The sequence below is a fragment of the Bacillus sp. AF62 genome (genome assembly GCF_050312695.1).
GTDB lineage: Bacteria > Bacillota > Bacilli > Bacillales > Bacillaceae_G > Bacillus_A > Bacillus_A cereus.
The window spans coordinates 42,377-62,424 of sequence record NZ_JBNPJZ010000064.1 but is presented as its reverse complement, the minus strand read 5'-3'; the positions used below and the strand labels follow the sequence as shown (position 1 = coordinate 62,424).

The following is a 20,048-nucleotide window of genomic DNA, read 5'->3' as shown; positions in this document are numbered from 1 at the left end:
CCTTTTCTATTTTTATTTTCTTCAATGCTACAACCTAAAATAATTACCTTACCTATTTATCAGATGTTGCAATCTATTACAGAGAATGATAGTTTTGCGGCTGCCTCTCATTCGCCATTGGTACTTCAGCTGTTACTAGGAGTAAAATCTTCCCTTGATCTAGTTTTTCTTCATATAAGTTAGCTTCCTCCTTCGACAACCCCATTTCTTCCATTTGATTTCGAAGTTCGTCCCCTTTTTTGGAGAAAAAGTTGATAATACTTGTTCCCAATCCTTGTTCTTTTACTCCAATCGTATTTGTGTTTGTATCATCCGCAATCCTTTTTGTTATATGTTTTTCATGTGCTAAAACATAAATGTCATCGTGGCGAACCCCTTGCAATTCTAGCTCTTTTACTTTCATAACTACTTCCTGTTCATTTTGATATTCATAAACTACCGTTTTTCTTTCATTCGTATGCATGGTATCTTTCCTCCTTTAGATTTTTTATTTTTTATTTAGTTGTTATGTAATATGTAATACACCTATTTTAAAGATGTTAAACCTAAATTTTCAAAAAATTTCACACAATAGGTTATTCATGTTTTTAATATCAAAGAAATATCACAAGAACTTTGCTTTGATAAAAGCGCTACAAATAACGATTTGTTTGGAAGGCAAGCCCATTGTTTTATAGAAATCATAGAAAAATAAAAAAGCACTCCTTTTCAAAGAGTGCTTTTAAAAAACATATAACCTAATAAAAATATTTCTATTTTGATTACGGAAAGAAAGTCTTTATTAAAACATATGGTTGCTAATTTAATTGCGATTTGCCTTGCACCCAAGTAACAATATCATTTAAAACATACTCAGGGATATTAGCAGGACTATAATATTCATCTGGCTTACTTATTCCCCCATCCCCCTCTGTAAAGAAATGATTTAACTTTGGATATAGTCGATAATCTACATTATCTCGTTCTTTTAATTGTTCTTTCCAAAGAGGAATTTCAATTTTTGATTGAACTTGATAGTCTCGTTCTCCTTGAATAATAAAAAGCGGTGTCTTTTGTTCTTTTGACATTTCCACTGCTTTAATTTTATGGATAGAATCCTTACTTCACAGGATTTTTTTGCTGTTTTCACTATATCCTTACTATACAAATGAAAATATACAACGATACTAAATATACAAACTTTGCATAAAAAAATGATTTTATAGTATCTTTTTAATATCCATGTCCGCCTTGCCAACCACCATGTCCGCCCGGCCAACCACCATGTCCACCTTGCCAGCCACCATGTCCGCCTTGCCAACCACCGTGTCCACCTTGCCAACCACCGTGTCCACCTTGCCAACCACCGTGTCCGCCCGGCCAACCACCGTGTCCACCCGGCCAACCACCGTGTCCGCCTTGCCACCAGCCTGCATAGCCTTGTCTCTGTGAGTTCATTCCTTCGCATCCCTTCTTATTAAAAATTCAAATACTGTAACTGGGTATTCTCTAAATATAATTATGTATCCCAAAAATAAATGTATCCGCAAACATCCCGATTATTGGTAAAGTAATTATCTAATGAAAAAAACATTTATTATTGCAAATCTAAGCTCTATTATTTTTTGCTTTTCCAAAATTTTTTCGATATTTTATTAGCATAATACTTTTTAGATTCAATTTCATCATAGTCACTTAGTATTAGAACAGACCAATCATTACTTGCGATCCTTTTTCAACATTACATCAGAATCCATAGTTGGGCTTTAGTTATACAAAGAAAACGATACTTCACTATTGAAGTATCGCAAAAAAACTATTTACTTACATTATTATGACTATAACCCTATCCGGTATTAGTTACTCACCTAAAATTGCAAATGGGCTAAATGATTCATAATGAATCAATTCCTTTTCTATACTGTGTTCTTTTAATACTGGAGCCGTTGACTGCACAATTTGTATTGTTTTCTCGTCAATCATAAATGGTACATCCCTTCGTATACAATGTTTTTATAAAACATTAGCATTATTTGAAATTTACCTTTCATAATTTCATTTTTTACTTTTAACTTCAGAATATCGAATCTTTTTTTATTATTATGGATCTAAACTGATCCAATAGTGATTCTGGCGCAATTGCTCTGAAGTTTTTACACTAGAACCTTCTTATTTACGCATTGAAAAATGTTACCTATAACGGAGAAGCCCAGATAGCGATGTGGCGGCACTATTATTAAAGGCATTTCTCCTTCTAAAACAGACAGTACTTGCAATCTTAGTACGAATCACAGTTGAATTCATGTTACTTAATCGTACCCATTCCGGCAATTTTAATCTTAACCTTGACGTTTACATCGCCTTTTGCTAATTCGTTACCCCAATTATTTTGTATTTTTTTCCATTTCGGATATGTGTATGTTCTTGCATATCCTCCAAGCCCAATAGGATCAATTTTGGCGGTTTGTATTTTTTGTATTAATTGCTTGAAATCAGCTTCTAGCTTAGTTTCAATCGCCTTTTGTAATTTGGCTGCATCCTTTCTAGTGTTAAACGAAAAAAGTCGTTCTGTAATACCGATTCTCATCTTTACATCTACATTAAATATAAAATGATCATCATATCTTGCCTTTGTCTTTACTTTAATACCATAGGCAGTAAAACTTATCAAATCTTTATCTTGACTATCTGAATTTAGCTTAATTGGAACTGTAAATGGTAACTCCCCTGCAGTCCCTTGTTGCAAAATGCGTAAGAGTTTGTTTTCATCAGGTTTCAGTGTTAATTTATACTTTCCTTTTTCATCCAATAAGGCTGTACCTGTCACCCATATTTTATTCTTTTTTTCAGTTCAGTAATATTTGCTGTTAGCCCTTTGTCTGCTCTTTGTTCATATAATTCTTGAAGTGTTGTTTTCACCGTGATATTTCTTAAAAAAGCGGTATCAACTAGTTTTGTTAAGTATATAGGAAGTCGCGGTTTATCTTTTGGACTATAGAAGATGACGTCTGAAACAGGTCCATCTACAGCGACAACCCTTGCGGTAACTGTATTTTTGGGATCACGGTAAAATGGATCAAGGTAAATTTCCCAGTTTTTTTGTTTCAGTAGCCTTTTTCCAACTAAAATAACCTGTGTTTTACTTCCAGCGGTAAGTGCCATAACCGTAGCATCAAATTGGTCTCTTGCTTTTCGAACCGTAGCAGATTTCACACCAGTAGTTTCTTCTTTTATTTTTGCTTCTTTATTGAAAACAGGGCTTGATATATACACTAATAAATTATCATTAGGATCTAAATCGATACCAAGAATAAGAGTAAGAGAAACATCTTCAACATTTCTTTGATCGAAGCATCCAGTCATCAAGAACACCAATAACAAAATACAACATAGTACTTTTCTTTTCAATGTATTCTCCTCCGGCGAAACTTCTCATATAGACAGCAATACAGCCATAAAATAATAGGTAATATATATGTTACTCCTAATCCAGTATTCGATAATACCTGTTGCCAAATTTCAGATTCATTCCAACTAGGATGAGTCCAAAATGTGAATCCGATAATAAGCAATAAGAGAACAACTACATGAGAGCTGTGATCTTGTTTTCCAAGTAATTGGCTTGAACAAAATACAGAACAGTATAGGGCAGGGATCCATGATGTGGAAACAATGGTTAAGTAAACAGCCAATAAAATCATGTCAAAACGTTCTAAAAAACGAAATTCAATTACTTTCAGTAAATTTATTACCGGTTGATTATATTGCGTAATGCTATCAGGGCTAAAATAGGCAAAGCAAACAATAGTAGCAAATAAATAAAATAACATCGTTAAGGTGTTTGCTATAACCATTCCATGGACTGCATACTGTTTTTTTTGTAAAAATGGATATAAAAAGAAAGCAATATCAAACCCTAAATAAGCATAAACAGTGCTTGGTACAGCGGTTAATATCGGTTTCCACCCTTCTTTTAAAAGCGGAAAGAAGGGCATCCAACTTCCATTCCCTATAAGAGGGATTAAAAAAAATATCGGAATCCAAAGCGCCATATAAAAAAAAGTTCGGCGTATCGTCCTAAAATACTAGGACCGTTACGTGCAACAAAATAGGTAGGAATCGAAAACAAAAAGATAACGATATAGTCAGGCGTTTTCGGGAGAAGCCATCCCTTAAGGTAAAGCATAGCGTTTATAAGAACGATACAAGAATAAAAAGCGAAGTACATCATGTAAATAACAACGAATGCTTTTCCTACTATTTTTCCAAACAATCGTATAAGAATATCATAAATCGTATCCTCAGGATATCTTGCAGCTGTTTTCACTATAAACACACCTGATATTGTGGAAAAAATCCAACCAATCAATATAGCTATCCATCCATCTGTTCCAGCCTTTTCTGCAAGCACACGTGGAAGCGATAAAACGCCAGTGCCCACCTGCACTCCATTAATTAAAATAATATACTGCATAAGAGTGATTTCATTATAGGCATACTTTTTCATAATTTCACCTTTTATTACGATTCTTTCCTTGTCGAATAGTTTGATTGGTTCCATTCCCCTTAGGACGCCTTCTTATTGTCCATAAAGGAAAGCGTACAAAAACATCTTTCATATCTGCAAAACGAAAGGGTGCTAATGGTGTTCCGTAAGAAGTACCTAGCGATTTAAGACTACTTAGATGCCCAATTAAAGTCATCCACCCGATAACAAGTCCTACAATTCCAAATAAGGCAGCTGCTAGCATCATTGGAAAGCGTAAAAGTCTTACTGCCGCTCCCATATCATAGTTAGGGATAACAAAAGAAGAGATGGCGGTAACAGCAACAACAATAATCATAATATTGCTTACAATTCCCGCCTGAACAGCCGCCTGGCCGATGACAATACCACCTACAATTCCAACTGTCTGACCAATCGGAGTAGGTATCCGTAAAGCCCCTTCTCTCATCGTTTCCAATGTTATTTCCATAAGTAACGCTTCCATAACTGGGGAAAAGGGTACGCGCGTTCTTGATTCAGCAATAGATAAATATAGCTCTACAGGAATAACTTCAAAATTAAAGGAAATAAACGCAACATAACTCGCAGGCAGAAATAAAGCAACCATAAAGGCGACAAAACGAAGCAACCGAATAGACGAAGCAACTAACCACCTTGTACCGTAGTCATCGACTCCTTGAAAAAAGGAAATAAAATTTGTTGGAGTAATTAACACATTAGGTGAATGATCCATTACAGTTACAAATCTACCCTGTAGAATGTGAGATACAGCCAAATCAGGTCTTTCAGTTAATATAAATTGCGGAAACGGTGAGTAAGGGTGATCTTCAATGAATTCTATAAGTTCGCCATTACTAGCAACAGCGTCGATTGTAATATTTTGAATTCGTGTTTCTAATTCCTTCAGCACATCTTCAGAAGCTACATCTTTCAAATATAAAATAGAAATTTTGGTTTTGCTCCGTACACCAATTATTATTTCTTTTATCGCTAATTCACGATGAGGAATATATCTTCGAATCATTGCGATATTTTGACTTCCAGTTTCTATGAAAGCTTGATGTGCTCCTTTTAGAGCTATTTCGTTATGTGCGTCCTCAACACTTCTTTGTGGCCACCCTTTTGTATCCAATTGATGTGCTGTTGTTCGACTGTGAATTAATAAAACACTATCTCCCCCAAAAATAGCATTTTCAATCTGACTTAATGTATTAATAATCTTAATTTGTCCTAACGGAATTGGAAGTTCTCTATTAGTATCAAAATCAATATTCATCAAAGGACTGAGAACATGATTTTGAATCAATTCTTTATCTGTTAATCCAGATAAGTATACTAAGGCTGCTTCTAATCCACCTACTGTTATTTGAAACTGCCGAATTACTAAATCAGGCGCTTGACGAAATATATTCTGAATATGAGCTATGTTTTTGGATAAATCAGCGTCTAAGAGGGAGTCTTCAATATTTTTTTCCTGAAAATGAGTATTGTCTCGTATTGAACATGACTTAGGGTTGTCTCTATATTTTAAACGCCTCAAAAATTTAGCCATGATTCCCTCACTTTCTATGTACCTTTTATAGTATGTTTAGTATGCATATATTAAGGAAAAATATCCTAATAGTTCCTACAATTACACTTTTAAGACATTAGATACATTTCTTGCTGTCTTTTTTACTCATGTATTCCTTTTTGTTGTTGATGTAACTTTTCAATTGTAACTGACACACATCTGAAACTCTAAACCCTCTCTCTTCCCTAACAACTACTAATCGTAAAATTTCAGAATCTAAATTGTGTAAATTCCCCAATATTCGCTACCCTATAAAGATACATGTTTAACATGTTGGTGATAGTTTTTCTTTTCTCTTCTATATGTTCTAGTGACATAATGTTTGGTTAAAATAACCTTTAAACTCTTTTTAAGAAAAACTTAAGAAAATCTCCCTTTATTCATAAGAATTTTTTTCTATACTGAAGCATGTAAATGAACAAGAGGAGAAACGATAATGAAAAAATTTGTAATTTGCATATTAGGAATAGGCCTTCCTATATACTTACTACCTTTCATATTACGCGGGGATTTAGACAGATTTAATCCGATTGCTGAAGAAAAAAATGTATATGCCGTTGCGAAAGGATATGGTGTTCCGGATTATCATCATAAAGGAAAAGCTATGTACTCACTAAAAGCTGTTGATGAATTAAGCAATGAAAAAGAATATAATGTTGGAACGAACACGCCTAATGATTTTATAAGAAAAACTTACTTAAAAATTCATGTAAAAGGTAAGTATGTGTACTCTTACGATGTTATCTCTGAAAAGGACATTCCGGAGAAAATAAGAGGACAATTGAAAATAGTAGATAAATAAAAGAGCCTACTCGTATGAGTTGGCTCTTTATTTCCTCTCTCGTCTATCATTGTACTATCTTAAGAGAGAGGCATTCTTTTGATAAATTTATGAAATTCGTTATCATCGTTTCAATAACCATTCTTCAATTACTTTCACTGTTTCATCTCGTTGTGCTTTTGGCGTAATTAAACTCGCATTATCACCTTTTTGCTCACCATACATGCCAAAATGAGCATGATTGCCCCCTTTTATCATGTGCATAGTTGTATTTTTTGACATAAACTTTTTATTGTTCTCTATTTTTTCTACAGTTGCTAAAGCATCTACTTCCCCGTAAATTGATAACATTGGAATCGACTTAGTAGAGAAGTCATCTGCAGGATACGAACCTAAGAAAATAATCCCGTCTACCTTTTCTTCATGTTGAAAGGCATACCTAGAAATCATAGCTCCACCCATTGAATGCCCAGCAACATACCATTTTTGAACTTCAGGATACTGTTCAATTACACTATCTACCTCATTTATTCCAAATATCGCTAAGTTTAATGGTAACTTAGGCATTACTACAAAATGCCCATCTTTTGCAAGTGCTTCTCCTAAGTAACTATAGGCCTCCGCTTCTACTTTAGCTCCTTGATAAAAAATAATCCCTATTTTTGCATCTTTCTCTCCAAAAACTATATAATTTTCATCTTTTTTATCATCTACTAAAGACAAAGCCTCTTTCGTTGGTTTGTAAGTAAACTGAGACCACGTTAAAAAAGTAACACTTCCCATAATTAAAATACCTAGTAAAGAGTACAGAGTAATTTTTATCCATTTCTTCACATATATGCCCTCCCTAAGATGTGTATATTCTATACTTTAGATTACCATTAATAAACGTAAAAACTCGAGCATTTTCATTGTGCTCAAGTTTTCATTTACGTCTTTAATTTATACTATAAATTGTCCAAGATAAATATGTAGCAAATGTAGCCCATAAAAAATATGGGATTAGCAACCATGCCGATACTTTAGATAAATTGGAAGAAAACATAATGAGAAGTAACGTAGTAATAGCGACTAGTAAACAATCTACTGTTGCTAAAAACAAATTCTTTTGGCTAAATTGAAAGTAGCTGAACGCTTGATTGAATATATAATTTAAAAGGAATAAAAACCAAAATGTTTTTGGCTTGAATCCATAGTTGTTGTAAATAATTGCAACTGATAATGCAATAAGTCCAAATAATACAGCCCATATCATTCCGATTGTCATACCAGGAGGTGTCCAAGACGGCTTTTCTAACGCATCATACCAAGTACGATCAATAGGGAATAAAACACTAGAAACATAAAACAAACCATATGTTAGTAAAAATACTATAATACTAGATTTTTTCATAAACATTCTCCTTTTTACTAGAAGATTATAGAAACTTTATATGATTAGTATGTCCTTGTAATGGATAAAATCCTAATATTTAAATTCCAAATACATATTGTTTAACCTATTTCATACAAATTCTTTCATACTTTTATATGCACAAAGGGCTCTCTCTCGTGCTGCCTTATGATCAACAATCGGATAAGGATATGTATCCCCAAGTTTTATATTGGCTTTTTGTAAAATATGCTCAGGTGCTTCCCACGGTTTATGTATATATTTGTTTGGGATATCTTTTAATTCTGGTACCCATTTTCTTATATACTCCCCATCTTTATCAAACTTTTCTCCTTGTGTGATCGGGTTAAAAATACGAAAGTACGGTGATGCATCCGCTCCACTTCCAGCAACCCATTGCCATCCCATTGTATTATTTGCAATATCAGCATCTAGTAGTGTATCCATAAACCATTTTGCTCCTTCTTGCCACGGAATTAACAAATGCTTTACAAGAAAAGAGGCTACAGCCATTCTTGCCCGGTTATGCATAAAACCTGTTTGCCATAGTTCTCGCATTCCCGCATCAATAAACGGATAACCCGTTTTCCCCTTTTGCCATACTCTTAATAACTCCTCTTCCTTATCCCACGGGAAATTTTCAAAGCTCTTATTAAGAGGTCTATATACTGTAAATGGATAATGATATAGTAAATAATAAGAAAACTCTCGCCAAATTAATTGACGTATAAAGCTATTAACTTGTTTTTCAAAAAGACTACATTGTCTTTCGGTACTTTTATTTATTAAGTAATGAAACATTAGCTTTACTGATATTTGACCAAATGAAAGATACGGTGCCAACATCGAATGGACATTTTGATCTGGAAAATCTCTTCCTTCACTATAAGAGACTAATTTGCTAGAGAAAAATTTCTTGAATGTTTTATATGCCCCTTCTTCTGTCGGATCCCATATTACTTCCATATGAGATGTCCACGGTATAGTCGGCAACAAGTGTAATTCTGAAACAGATAAGCTTGCTGGTAAAGAGTTTCCCCACTTTATACTCTGCACTCTGCTAATAGGTTTAAGTATTACCTGCTTTTGAAATGCATTGTAAAAAGGCGTAAACACCTTATATTCAGTGTTATCTTTCTTTTTAATAATCCACGGTTCTAATAATAAATGCGAATTAAATTCTTTACAGATAATACCTTTATCCTCTAACATCATTTTCATTTTTTGATTAGATTGTAATCTGTCCGGATCGTAACAAATATTCCAATATACAGCTGTTATATCTAATTGTTCTATGAGAGAAAGTATTTCTTCCTCCGTACGTCCTTTACGAATTATTAAAGTAGAGCCCAATGCCTCAAGTTGCTTCTTTACATCTATTACAGCATGGTGCAACCACCACTTTGCCGCACTTCCTATTGAAAAAGTTTCATCTTGTATATATACAGGAAGAACCTCACCAGACTGAACAGCCTCAAATAGAGCTGGGTTATCATATAAACGAAAATCTTTTTGAAACATAACAATAATTTTATTTTGCATGGCTATCCTTTCTAATTCTTAAAGCACAATTCATTCTTTATTAGAACAAATACTTCTGTTATTTTTAAATGATTATAAGAATCATTTTTTGTAATTGCAAACAAACTCTTCTATCTTTAATGGATTTTTCCAACTCTTAATAAAGATAAAAATATAATGCACTTTGTACTTATCTTAAACTCTTATAAAATAAAAAAGAAAATGGAGAGAAAGATGAAAAAACAATTTTATAAACAATCAAACTTAAATACATCTATAGATTCAACAATCCTATGGACTTTTCAAAACCAAAATGCCATAAATACACTTTTGAATGAAGGTAAGCTTATAGCCGATCCTATTTTTGTTAGTAAAGAAGATTGCACAGCATATAAATACATTGTAAGACACATGAAACAGAAAGGTATTGACTTTATTATAGATTTACCCATTTGGGCATGGCATTCATGCAATGGTTACCAAAAGAAGCCTACTTATGAGACTGCAAGAGAATTACTATCAGATATTCAATTAGAGAAAGAAATATACCTCATCGAATTCACATGTCCTAATTTTTTATTCATGTTAACAAACTATAGCGGATGGTGCGACATTTATTTTAAACTTACTGGCAATCCTAAAGCAAGTGTAACAAATGATGAAGAAAAATACTTATTTAATCTTTACCCTACCATTGAGGAAGAATGGGAATATCATCATATCCAAGCAACTCTACCCTACCTAAAAAAAGAATGGATTATACAAATAACTGAACTTAGTAAAATGAATGGATTTAACAAATAGTCACATGAAACTAATACATTTAAAATAGCGTTTTTTTATAATGGAACCCTAAATAAGCTCCTTACTACTATGATTTTGTATACATGCAGTTTACTCATTTAGTTTTGGTCTAGTTTGTAAATATAAATTCAAATCTGGACTTGAACCGTTAATAATTATATCTCGAACAATTTTAGAAAGTACCATACTATAAACTAATCCATTATCTCCATACGCATAGATAAAGTGACAATTTGGAAACTCTTCATACATTCCAATTATAGGTAAACCATCATGAGTACCACCATAAAAAGCACTTAAATAAAATTCAGGTTCAACTGTTATATTGGGAAAGAGCTTATTAAATTCATTCACTAATTTCTCTTTTTTATGGATTAATTTTGAATCTCTTTCTTGAGCAATGTTTGTATCTTCATCTAATCCACCTATAATAATCCTATTATCTGCAGTAGTTCTCATATAAATATATGGTCTCGCAGTTTCCCAAATGAGAGTGCGTTTATACCAAGAAGATAAATCTTCCACAGGATTAGTAACAATTGCATATGAGCTAATCAGTGTAGCGTTCTTTTCCTTTTTAAATTCCAATCCTTCATATCCTGCAGCCACAATTACTTTATTGGCAGTAATAGAATTGCCCTCCTTTGTATAAAAGATAGCACATTCTTTCTCTAACTTTTTGCCAACAATCTCTGTATCTTCATAAATGTGAACTCCTTTATTAGAGGCTTGTTCTAATAAACTATGTGTAAATTTATAAGGATTTATTTCACCATCATTATACGTATAAATAGCTGCACGTTTTTTAAATGGATATCTCTGTCCAATTTGTTTTTCTGATAACCAAGCCGCTTTAAAATCATGCTTATGTAAATAATACAGTTCCTTTTCTAATTTCTTTATATCCTCTTCATAACTTGCATAATATAAGCTGTCACGTCGTTTAAAGTCAGAGCAATAAGGCAAGTTTTGATCAGCATATTCAATATCATTAATAGCTTGTTCACATAATTTCATATGCTTAACTGCATACTCTTCCCCAAATGTATTTACAAGTTCAAAAAACATCTTATCACCTAAATATTGAATAAGTGCTGTATTTGTAAGGTTACTTCCATGTCCTACCTTTCTTTTATCAACGATAACAATATTTAAATCTGATTCACTCAAATAGTATGCTGATTGAGCACCCGAACTTCCTGCTCCTATTATTAGTACGTCACATTTTATATCTTCGTCCAAACGAGGATAAGAAGGTGTATTAGAAAAAGTCGTGTTCCAATATAATTTCCCTTTCTGTAAATCCATTTTAATTGCACCGTCCTAAATAAAATAGTTATATCCCCATCGGTATCTCCAAATCATTCTTACTATATACTTCTTATCAAAATTATCTTGCTATCATGAATAAAGGTTCTTATAAAACTAAAAGCCTTGTCTTAAGAACATTTTTCGAAAAAACATCAAATAATTTTTTATTATAAAAAGAGCAAAAGATCTCCATTTATAGAAGATTTCTTTTACTCTTTTTAAAGGAAACAACTCCAAACATTTAACATATTACAGTATCTACCAAATAAAAGTTACTTATCTATCGATAACTTACACATAAGAATGCATTTGTTTCACTACTTTATTAACAGAAACTTTAACAACCGTTTCTTTTTCCCCTGTTCTATCAATCTTGAAACCATGAACTTTAACATCAGACGGTACTAGTGGATGATGACAAATCATATCTATACTCTTCTCAATATTTTCACTAACATTTTCTTTTCCACTTAGCCATTCATCAAGGCTACCACTTGAAAATTCAGGCATGCAATTTTCAAAGAGATAGTCTAGTTCCTTGTTATTTTTTATGGAATCACGTTGAATTTGTAGATTAACTACATCAGTTTCTTTATCCTCTATTCCTACAACAAAAATTTCTTCAACATTTTCTTGATAAATAGCAATAATAATAGATCTCATTATATCTCCATAAGGATGTACAATTACAGAATCGTAGCTGTGTATAGTCAACATGTTTTCTTGTTGAATGTTAGTTACTTGTTGGATAATAGGCTCTATTCCATGTTTAATGTCTGTTAACAATAAAACTTTTTTATTCTTTGAATTCATATGGAGCACTCCTTCTTCATTATTGTATTTATGAAACTTTTAAGCTAGTAACAATAGTTGATAATTCATTACATGATTGTTACCAGTTTTTCCAGCGTCCCTCTGGATCAACACTTGCAAGTCTAACCCATCCATTTTGAACTTTTTCTCGAAATGTGAAATCATTATTTAGCAAACGTTCTATATATTGACTAGGCGCTTGAATTACAATTAGTAAACGAAGTGGTGAATGATACGTCTCACTATCTGACTGCATAACGGATTGCCAAGGTAAGCCCGGCAACAAATCACTTGCATTTCCCTGCATAACACCGAGACCCGCCGTTACGGTTTGGGTTGTTTTGTTTCCACTACCATAATAATGAGGAGCTACAGTTGAAGCGTAATATTGTAGATTTATCCACTGAGCTACTGTCCCTGGTCCTGCAATAATGTTAGCTAATATATCGCCACTTTCATCCTGTTTCCAATCATAATTATGGAGGAAAGCCCTACCGTCTAAGTCACAATCCTGAGTTAATTCTCGTTGCCCGATAATAAAAGATGCATTACGAGCTAATCCCCATTCTGGACGTATTTCACTCCAATCTTCTGCAAATCGATGTGCCTCTTTACTCGCATTTTTTATTTTCGTTTTAAAATTTGGTAATTGCGTTAAACGCTCTCTATTTGCATGTTGGCTCACATTTGGCATAATCGACTCGATACAATCAAATGCTTCTTGCGCAGTTTCCGAAAGTTCTGGGACGTAAATCCATTCCAATTCATCCACTGTTGTTTTATGTTCAGCTGCTGCAAAAATGGTATCCTCAGGAATTTTAATACCTTCAGCCAACAACGCCTCTCTCACTTCTGGGAGATTACATAAAGTAGCAAAAACTCTTGCATTGAATCCTCCTGCTGCTCCGCCACAAGCACCACACTCAAGTGCTGCAGCATAAGGATTGTTCGTACTTTGACTACTATGTCCGCACATTACAACTAAAGGAGCAAATTTTTCTGTCAGTCCCACCATTTTTAAAGCTTGACGCACATAGTTCACTTTTTCTTCTTTCGTAAAACCGATAGGTATCTCACCCTTCGTGTCATGAACATGATTAAGCGAGAATGTTGTATCAGGTTTTTGTAACATAGTTTTACGAAGGTTACGAATGAAACCACCAACTCCTCTTGGGACAAAGCTTCTTGTCACCATCTGTAGACCAAGTAAAGGACCACTTAACTCAGGTAGCGCCATACTTGTCAGTACGTTCTGTTTCATCGTTTTAAATGTATAACGTACCGAACTGCCTACCCTCTTACGTTGCTCATAAGATTTAAGTTCATTTTCATTTGTGAGCTCTTTTATTTGATGTTTCGGTTTGAGTATAACTGGCAAAGAAGGATGGTTGTTATTACTACCTAGTTCACTAGTTGCAATTGGTAATCCAAAGAAACCAGCTATTCCAAATGTTTCAAACGGACCTAATTTTTCAAGATGGCGACGAAACGGTTCTGAACGTACATCAATACAGAATGCTAATTGAGCTAATACACGTTTTTTATCATTGGTTGCACGTTGTTTAGAAGCAATCTTCTCCCTTAATTGCTCTGCATGCGTTTGTTCCCAAGCTTCCAGCCAAAGTTTCCTGCGAATATTTTCATCAAAACGATAAGCGAATACTAATAATTCACTTTGTTCAGCAGCAGGCATTTGTAACCATTCCCGTGTTGAAATATTCCCCCAATAGATCCAAGAAGCTATAAGTGGGACGATCGAAACTTTTTTCTCAACCTTTTGATTTTTTAAAGGTAAATAAGGTGTTGCAATAGCCAGCTCCATAGAAATTCGAACTGCTAAATATTCTATTAAAAGCCCCTGTTCCTGAATTGATTGTTGTGAGCGCCATCGTATCATTCCTGCCCACCCAGGTAAAGAAAGTAAGTGCCCTTCAAGGTAAGCTTGTATGTTAGATTCAGAAATTCCTAGTTCAGATAATGCTCTCGCTAAAGCTACTTCGGCATCTTGTGGCCAATCTTTTAAAACTTTACGCTCATTTTTACTGAGCGCTGGATCAAATTTAATAAGGTGTTGCCATGCACGATAAAAACCTTTCTCTCGATTTGGCATCGTCCAACTTGATCCGGAGTCATCAAGATATAATTTACACCATTTAATGATATGATAATTAAGAACATCAGATAGGTTTTCACTATTTTGATTCTCTATAAGCGAACTTATTGGCTGCATAACAGAGGCTTTCATACTTGCTGTATTTATATAACTCATTTCTTCTGCCAATTTATTTAATTCTGGCGAGGATAATAGACCAGAAGGTAATTTTTCTAATTTTAAAGCTGCTTGGCAAAATCGCTCTGCTTTCTCTCGCGGAATATGAAAAGATTGTGAATCCAGCCAACGAGACAAACTCATTTGTAAAAATGATTCCTCAATCTCACCTTTTGCTTTTGCCGAATGAATCATAGAGGCACTAGGATAAATATCCACATTACGAGCTTCTTTTAACCAATTTGCGACTTGTTCAAATGATTGCTTTTCAAGTCCCATCCAAGGGTGGTGAGCTGCAAACGTAGAGATAGGCCAAAGTGGTGCAATAACTCGGCTAGCAGATGCAACTAAATCATTTATATTATTTTCTTGCATATCAATGTTTGTATCTTTCTTTAATATTGACGGTATGCTCATCACGAATTACCTCCCTTTGATACATAATGTTTCAGATAGCTTGGGTGACTTTCTACTGACTTTCGTCTCGCCTCACCTACTCGAACTAACCAAAGATAAAGTACAGCGAATAAAGTAGAAGATTGATGACGAGTAACGAAAGTACTAATAACACTACTAAATAGTAAAATACATATAACAAAGATAACGGCTGGAGCTGAAGGTTGAACACTTTGATAAATATCAGTATGCAACCATTTATAAAGAGAATTATGAACAGTAAAGTAAATGAGAGAAAATCCAATCAAAACAATTAAGCCAGCAATTCGTCCCATTCTTCCCTTTCCAAAAACAACAAGCTGTTTCCATGAAAAGTATAATGACCATCCTAAGATTAACGCACTAACTAGTTGATACCCCTCTCCAGAAGTCATAAACCAGAAAGTAATTGCTATAAATAATCCTAAAACACGCCCAACTATAATCCATAAATTAGATATATTTTCATTAGACTGATTCACTACCCCAAAACGTTGCACGGAAGAACCAGCTTGTAAAAACAGTGTAGCTTTAAACAAACCATGTAAAATTAAATGAATAACAGCCGCTAAATAGGCGCCTAATGCACATTGAATAAGCATAAATCCCATTTGTGCAATAGTTGAGCCTACTAGCTGACGTTTATAATCAACTTGGACTAAACTAATTCCTGTACCTATTAAGACAGAAATACTAGAGAAAATTAGTAAAATTATTTGTGCAATATCATCATGAAAAAGAGGTGAAAATCTAGTTAACATGATACCGCCAGCATTTACTAAACCCGCATGCATAATAGCAGAAACAGGAGTTGGAGCAACAGCAGACTCAATTAACCATCTTTGAAAAGGCCATTGTGCTGCTGGAATCATCACAGCTAATATAATTAATAAGTTAATTCCTGTTCTCTCCAATGTTCCATGTAGCGCTACATTTTCATTCGTTAAAACTGATGTTAACTGCCACTGTCCTGTTACTTGAAAAAGCCAAATGATAGCTGATAGCAAGGCAATCCAACTTATTGTAAATAGGTAGCCAGAGATTTTAGTTGCTTCACTAACTACTTTCCACCCTTTATTTAGCCCTATAAGTAGAACCAATCCTATAAGCGTTGCTCCCCAACAAATGAGCATTAAGCGAAGATCATCACTTAACCATGCAACCGAAGATACACCTGTAGTAAATGTAAAAAGTGCAAAGTATTTTCGATATGAGTGATCCCCCATTAAGTAACGTACAGAGAAACGCTGAATGATTAAATCAATTGTAAGAACAAAGAAAGCCATTAACCAAGCTAAAGTATCTAGATGCCAAGGCCCCACAACTCTATCTCCATTGTTATTAACAAGTGCGAGTAAAGAAACCAATGAAGGTAAAGCAGCGATACCAATATGGATATGAACAAAACGTAAAGGTACCCTTGCATGTAAAAACAATAATCCACTTAGCCAAGAAGCACTAAGCGCCATAAAAAATAAAGTTAACAGTGTTGATGAACTCAGCGAAATTAACATGTTAAATACTCCCTTCTAAGCGAAAATAGCCTATAAAAATTCCTTTTAATTACGATAGTTTTTTAAATTTCAATTTTCATTCACTCTTTTTAGTGCATCGTTTTTTCCCATAAAAAAAACCGACAACTTCCATAATTCAATGATTTTATATCATCATTGAATTATGGAGATTGTCGGTTTCACTTCAACTAACTTCAATAAAGTTTTTTGAAGAGCTCCCATTTTATAGAGGATAGTAATGTATGTATTACTCCTATTAAAAATAAAAGTATATCTCTGATCTCCTAGATTATGCAATCAATATATCAATTTATGTTATGCGCTATCTTTCAATTAAGAAACTTTTTCATTTAGTCAATATTACATATTAAAAAAATGCTAAAGCCTTAATTATAGCAAACAGTTAAAATAAGCATCTATTAATTTTTTAAAACAATTATAAGATAAACTATATTAAGCAGTTTGTCAATTTATTTATCAGTTTTTTTTGAGCGTTATTCCAATTAAAATTCAGTATACGTAAATAATTTCAAGTTTTTAATTATTATCATGTTAATAAATTTAAATAAAGTGCAAAACTTTTAGGCTTCTTAATTATCTCCCACTAACCCTACGGTGGTTTTAATTTTTAAAATTTTTCCTCAAGATTATGAAACAATTTAAAAATCATTACTCGTTCACCAGTACGGGAGCTTATATCCGTATGAAAGCTTTTCACTTTTTCTCCAGTTAATTCTAGAATAATCTCTTTCAAATCTTCAATTCCAGATTCAACTAGCTCCGAACGATTTTTCTTTATCGTTAGCATACCGTCTTTCGTTTCGCAAACCGTATATTCAGCCGGCGTTAAAATACCTTGTAAATTTACGATAATCATATCCCGTAATATATCTGTCTTAGCGGATATAGACCCGCGTCCTAGGTAGTCCTTTTCCCAGTGAGTAATTGCTTTGCTTATCTCTGATTCAATAGAGCCTTTTGAGTTTTTCATCTTTGTATCCTCCTTCAATAAAATGTAATTACATTTATAATTACAATAACAATATAATAATCTGGATTGATTTTATTTTCAATTATTGAGAAGGATTTATAGGAATCGTTGTCATGTATCCTTTAGTATTAAAGTGAATTTTTATATTGTAATATACGTTTTTTGACTATCCCAAACAAAATACTCTTACTATAAAGACTCTGTTGCATACATTTCTAAAAAGGACATTCCGGAGAAAATAAGGAAACTCTTGTAACGTAATATACAAACGAAAAAGCCGATTTTTTTATAAAATAAGAAATCGACTTTTGGCTTAGTTATTGATTTAGTAATGGAAAACACCTTTTTAAGATAGTTATGTTTATACTATAGACGTTGATCTTTCTGGAAGTTTAGTTGAAAATGATCCGCTTCATTGTATACCCCGAATTCATATCCTTTTTCCTTATAAAATTTAATAATTTCAGGAAGAGCTTGTAATGTTTGTGCCTTTTCATGCATTAAAACAACTTCTACTTCTTCTGTTGTCTGTTTCTTTACATTTTCGATAATCTGAGTGGGATTACCTTTTAATTTCCAATCATTTGAATCTATCGTCCAATCCCAAACTTTTATTCCCGCTTCTACAATTTTGTTACGAATGTCCGTAGCCTTTAATCCTGGTGCAGATCCGTATGGCGGACGGACTAGTTTAGGAGTTGTACCTGTAATATTATGAATAAGAGCTAACGTTTCTTTCATCTCCGTTACAAATTGTCCTTTTTTGTATAGCTTATCACTATTATGTGTCATACTATGTGCACCAATATAATGTCCTTCTTTTACTGCTCGTTTTACATTTTCCTGAAAACCTGTATTCTGTAAATTGCTACCTTGCATAAAAAATGTCGAAGCAACATGTTGCTCTTTTAGTACATCTAAAAATTTCCCAGTTAATTCGCTAGGACCGTCATCAAATGTTAAATAAACAACCTTTCCTACTGGTTTTCCATCAGGTTTTTTCTGTTTTGCCGGTGGTGTTTCTTTTTTCTTTTCTTGTTGTTGTGTATTAACTGGGTTACTACTTTCATTCGCTACCCCTTTCGCTGGGATAGCGTTCCATTTTCCTATTAAAAAGAACGTGAATAAGGTCGTTGCTAAAACAACTCCTAGAGATAGTATTGCCTTAGTTACTACACTTGTTTTTTTCTTATTTTGTAATTCTTTCATTATGTTTCGATCCTTTCCCTACTCATTTTCATATTCATTATTTATGCAGCTAAACATTAACTTCAGCTGATATTTACAATAAATAGATTAATAGAGGAAGGTGAAGATAAAATGCAGATAATGTCGAAATTAGTTAAAGAATAGCGTATTGCATCTACTCTTTAGAAGAATATTTATTTTTCTAACATAGTTAAATTTGAAAACTGGATATACATCCAAAATAAAAAATACTACTCTTTCTAAATAACATTTTCCTATCAAGATGATAGCATATTGATACAAAGATAGCCTTACCATTGAAACTCTATTATAATTTTATAATTGGAATTCATTTGAACCAAATAAAGAATCAGAAGAAATATTATGTGGAGGTGCCCCGATGAACCTTGTAATTAGAGAGTTAGAAACAAATGATTTAGATAATCTCCCGGAGATTGATGACAGTTTTATAGTGAATGCTCGGTTAATTCTTTCTATTTCCAAAGTAAATAGACGCATAGAATATACAGTAGAAGACATTCCGAGTTATGAAAAAAGGTATTTACAAAATCAAGATGATAATGAAGAACTGCCTTACAATGAATATATAAATAAACCTAATCAAGTCATTTACATAGCTCTGTTACATAACCAAATCATTGGATTAATGGTATTGAAAAAGAATTGGAACCACTATGCTTACATAGAAGATATAACGGTAGATAAAAAATATCGTACACTCGGAGTTGGTAAAAGATTAGTTGATCAAGCAAAGCAGTGGGCCAAAAAAGGCAATATGCCAGGTATCATGCTTGAAACGCAAAATAATAATGTCGCAGCATGTAAGTTTTATGAAAAATGTGGATTTATAATTGGTGGGTTTGATTTTCTTGTTTATAAAGGTTTGGATATTGAAAATGATGAAGTTGCGATTTATTGGTATTTGCATTTCAAATAAAACTGTTTTTA

16 protein-coding genes and 4 pseudogenes are annotated in these 20,048 nt (G+C 33.3%); 4 read left to right on the top strand and 16 right to left on the bottom strand.

The features are described from left to right. Positions 1-76: 76 nt before the first annotated feature. Positions 77-463 carry a general stress protein gene (locus ACQRBL_RS14660; protein WP_023522391.1) on the bottom strand — a complete coding sequence of 129 codons (387 nt, stop codon included), beginning with the start codon at positions 461-463 and terminating at the stop codon, positions 77-79. Between the two features lie 138 nt (positions 464-601). On the opposite strand from ACQRBL_RS14660, the pseudogene ACQRBL_RS14655 reads away from it, so the two are divergent. Next, positions 602-679, top strand: a pseudogene (locus ACQRBL_RS14655) (acyl dehydratase); the annotation flags it as partial. Between the two features lie 118 nt (positions 680-797). On the opposite strand, the pseudogene ACQRBL_RS14650 reads toward ACQRBL_RS14655, so the two are convergent. From ACQRBL_RS14650 to ACQRBL_RS14625, 6 genes and pseudogenes are all read right to left on the bottom strand, one after another. Then, positions 798-1,097, bottom strand: a pseudogene (locus ACQRBL_RS14650) (alpha/beta hydrolase); the annotation flags it as partial. 115 nt (positions 1,098-1,212) lie between these two features. Then, positions 1,213-1,437, bottom strand: coding sequence for a hypothetical protein (locus ACQRBL_RS14645; protein ID WP_411995965.1), 225 nt, complete (start codon positions 1,435-1,437; stop codon positions 1,213-1,215). A gap of 402 nt (positions 1,438-1,839) precedes the next feature. Further along, on the bottom strand, positions 1,840-1,962 hold the full coding sequence (locus tag ACQRBL_RS14640) for a flavoprotein (RefSeq protein ID WP_000564622.1): 123 nt from the start codon (positions 1,960-1,962) through the stop codon (positions 1,840-1,842). A gap of 322 nt (positions 1,963-2,284) precedes the next feature. After that, positions 2,285-3,387: pseudogene (locus ACQRBL_RS14635) on the bottom strand (Ger(x)C family spore germination protein). Beyond that, positions 3,384-4,486, bottom strand: a pseudogene (locus ACQRBL_RS14630) (GerAB/ArcD/ProY family transporter). The pseudogenes ACQRBL_RS14635 and ACQRBL_RS14630 overlap by 4 nt, the downstream one beginning before the upstream one ends. A gap of 4 nt (positions 4,487-4,490) precedes the next feature. Beyond that, positions 4,491-6,038 carry a spore germination protein gene (locus ACQRBL_RS14625; protein ID WP_023522395.1) on the bottom strand — a complete coding sequence of 516 codons (1,548 nt, stop codon included), beginning with the start codon at positions 6,036-6,038 and terminating at the stop codon, positions 4,491-4,493. Between the two features lie 457 nt (positions 6,039-6,495). Between ACQRBL_RS14625 and ACQRBL_RS14620 the strand changes: the two genes are divergently transcribed. Then, on the top strand, positions 6,496-6,861 hold the full coding sequence (locus tag ACQRBL_RS14620; RefSeq protein WP_023522396.1) for a YxeA family protein: 366 nt from the start codon (positions 6,496-6,498) through the stop codon (positions 6,859-6,861). A 102-nt stretch (positions 6,862-6,963) separates the two neighbouring features. On the opposite strand, the gene ACQRBL_RS14615 is transcribed toward ACQRBL_RS14620, so the two are convergent. The 3 genes from ACQRBL_RS14615 to ACQRBL_RS14605 all read right to left on the bottom strand — a co-directional run bounded on the left by ACQRBL_RS14615 (position 6,964) and on the right by ACQRBL_RS14605 (position 9,775). Then, complete coding sequence (locus ACQRBL_RS14615) at positions 6,964-7,674, bottom strand: alpha/beta hydrolase (protein WP_411995966.1); 711 nt, start codon at positions 7,672-7,674, stop codon at positions 6,964-6,966. A 103-nt stretch (positions 7,675-7,777) separates the two neighbouring features. After that, complete coding sequence (locus tag ACQRBL_RS14610) at positions 7,778-8,233, bottom strand: TspO/MBR family protein (RefSeq protein ID WP_000749744.1); 456 nt, start codon at positions 8,231-8,233, stop codon at positions 7,778-7,780. A 111-nt stretch (positions 8,234-8,344) separates the two neighbouring features. Further along, positions 8,345-9,775 carry a cryptochrome/photolyase family protein gene (locus tag ACQRBL_RS14605; protein ID WP_098277329.1) on the bottom strand — a complete coding sequence of 477 codons (1,431 nt, stop codon included), beginning with the start codon at positions 9,773-9,775 and terminating at the stop codon, positions 8,345-8,347. Positions 9,776-9,988: 213 nt separating this feature from the next. Between ACQRBL_RS14605 and ACQRBL_RS14600 the strand changes: the two genes are divergently transcribed. Continuing rightward, positions 9,989-10,558, top strand: coding sequence for a DUF3841 domain-containing protein (locus tag ACQRBL_RS14600; protein ID WP_000743889.1), 570 nt, complete (start codon positions 9,989-9,991; stop codon positions 10,556-10,558). Between the two features lie 90 nt (positions 10,559-10,648). On the opposite strand, the gene ACQRBL_RS14595 is transcribed toward ACQRBL_RS14600, so the two are convergent. From ACQRBL_RS14595 to ACQRBL_RS14570, 6 genes are all read right to left on the bottom strand, one after another. Beyond that, on the bottom strand, positions 10,649-11,866 hold the full coding sequence (locus ACQRBL_RS14595) for an NAD(P)/FAD-dependent oxidoreductase (RefSeq protein WP_000365631.1): 1,218 nt from the start codon (positions 11,864-11,866) through the stop codon (positions 10,649-10,651). Positions 11,867-12,160: 294 nt separating this feature from the next. After that, the gene (locus ACQRBL_RS14590) at positions 12,161-12,682 is read right to left on the bottom strand and encodes a carbonic anhydrase (RefSeq protein WP_411995967.1); all 522 of its coding nucleotides are present in this window, start codon (positions 12,680-12,682) and stop codon (positions 12,161-12,163) included. 79 nt (positions 12,683-12,761) lie between these two features. Beyond that, positions 12,762-15,368, bottom strand: a complete 2,607-nt coding sequence (locus tag ACQRBL_RS14585; RefSeq protein ID WP_411995968.1) for a DUF2309 domain-containing protein — start codon at positions 15,366-15,368, stop codon at positions 12,762-12,764. Continuing rightward, positions 15,368-16,900: an NADH dehydrogenase subunit 5 gene (locus tag ACQRBL_RS14580; protein ID WP_411995969.1), complete on the bottom strand. Its 1,533-nt coding sequence runs from the start codon at positions 16,898-16,900 to the stop codon at positions 15,368-15,370. The genes ACQRBL_RS14585 and ACQRBL_RS14580 overlap by 1 nt, the downstream gene beginning before the upstream one ends. Positions 16,901-17,528: 628 nt before the next feature. Beyond that, complete coding sequence (locus ACQRBL_RS14575; protein ID WP_411995970.1) at positions 17,529-17,891, bottom strand: DUF2294 domain-containing protein; 363 nt, start codon at positions 17,889-17,891, stop codon at positions 17,529-17,531. Between the two features lie 366 nt (positions 17,892-18,257). Then, positions 18,258-19,100: a polysaccharide deacetylase family protein gene (locus ACQRBL_RS14570; RefSeq protein ID WP_411995971.1), complete on the bottom strand. Its 843-nt coding sequence runs from the start codon at positions 19,098-19,100 to the stop codon at positions 18,258-18,260. A gap of 379 nt (positions 19,101-19,479) precedes the next feature. On the opposite strand from ACQRBL_RS14570, the gene satA reads away from it, so the two are divergent. Then, entirely contained in the window at positions 19,480-20,037 is a 558-nt protein-coding gene (satA, locus tag ACQRBL_RS14565) for a streptothricin N-acetyltransferase SatA (RefSeq protein WP_411995972.1), read from the top strand. The last annotated feature ends 11 nt before the right edge of the window (positions 20,038-20,048 follow it).

Coding starts and splice junctions, on each gene's coding strand:
- ACQRBL_RS14660 (WP_023522391.1), bottom strand. CDS start 463: ATGCATACGAATGAAAGAAAAACGGTAGTTTATGAATATCAAAATGAA.
- ACQRBL_RS14645 (WP_411995965.1), bottom strand. CDS start 1,437: ATGAACTCACAGAGACAAGGCTATGCAGGCTGGTGGCAAGGCGGACAC.
- ACQRBL_RS14640 (WP_000564622.1), bottom strand. CDS start 1,962: ATGATTGACGAGAAAACAATACAAATTGTGCAGTCAACGGCTCCAGTA.
- ACQRBL_RS14625 (WP_023522395.1), bottom strand. CDS start 6,038: ATGGCTAAATTTTTGAGGCGTTTAAAATATAGAGACAACCCTAAGTCA.
- ACQRBL_RS14620 (WP_023522396.1), top strand. CDS start 6,496: ATGAAAAAATTTGTAATTTGCATATTAGGAATAGGCCTTCCTATATAC.
- ACQRBL_RS14610 (WP_000749744.1), bottom strand. CDS start 8,233: ATGAAAAAATCTAGTATTATAGTATTTTTACTAACATATGGTTTGTTT.
- ACQRBL_RS14605 (WP_098277329.1), bottom strand. CDS start 9,775: ATGCAAAATAAAATTATTGTTATGTTTCAAAAAGATTTTCGTTTATAT.
- ACQRBL_RS14600 (WP_000743889.1), top strand. CDS start 9,989: ATGAAAAAACAATTTTATAAACAATCAAACTTAAATACATCTATAGAT.
- ACQRBL_RS14595 (WP_000365631.1), bottom strand. CDS start 11,866: ATGGATTTACAGAAAGGGAAATTATATTGGAACACGACTTTTTCTAAT.
- ACQRBL_RS14590 (WP_411995967.1), bottom strand. CDS start 12,682: ATGAATTCAAAGAATAAAAAAGTTTTATTGTTAACAGACATTAAACAT.
- ACQRBL_RS14585 (WP_411995968.1), bottom strand. CDS start 15,368: ATGAGCATACCGTCAATATTAAAGAAAGATACAAACATTGATATGCAA.
- ACQRBL_RS14580 (WP_411995969.1), bottom strand. CDS start 16,900: ATGTTAATTTCGCTGAGTTCATCAACACTGTTAACTTTATTTTTTATG.
- ACQRBL_RS14575 (WP_411995970.1), bottom strand. CDS start 17,891: ATGAAAAACTCAAAAGGCTCTATTGAATCAGAGATAAGCAAAGCAATT.
- ACQRBL_RS14570 (WP_411995971.1), bottom strand. CDS start 19,100: ATGAAAGAATTACAAAATAAGAAAAAAACAAGTGTAGTAACTAAGGCA.
- satA (WP_411995972.1), top strand. CDS start 19,480: ATGAACCTTGTAATTAGAGAGTTAGAAACAAATGATTTAGATAATCTC.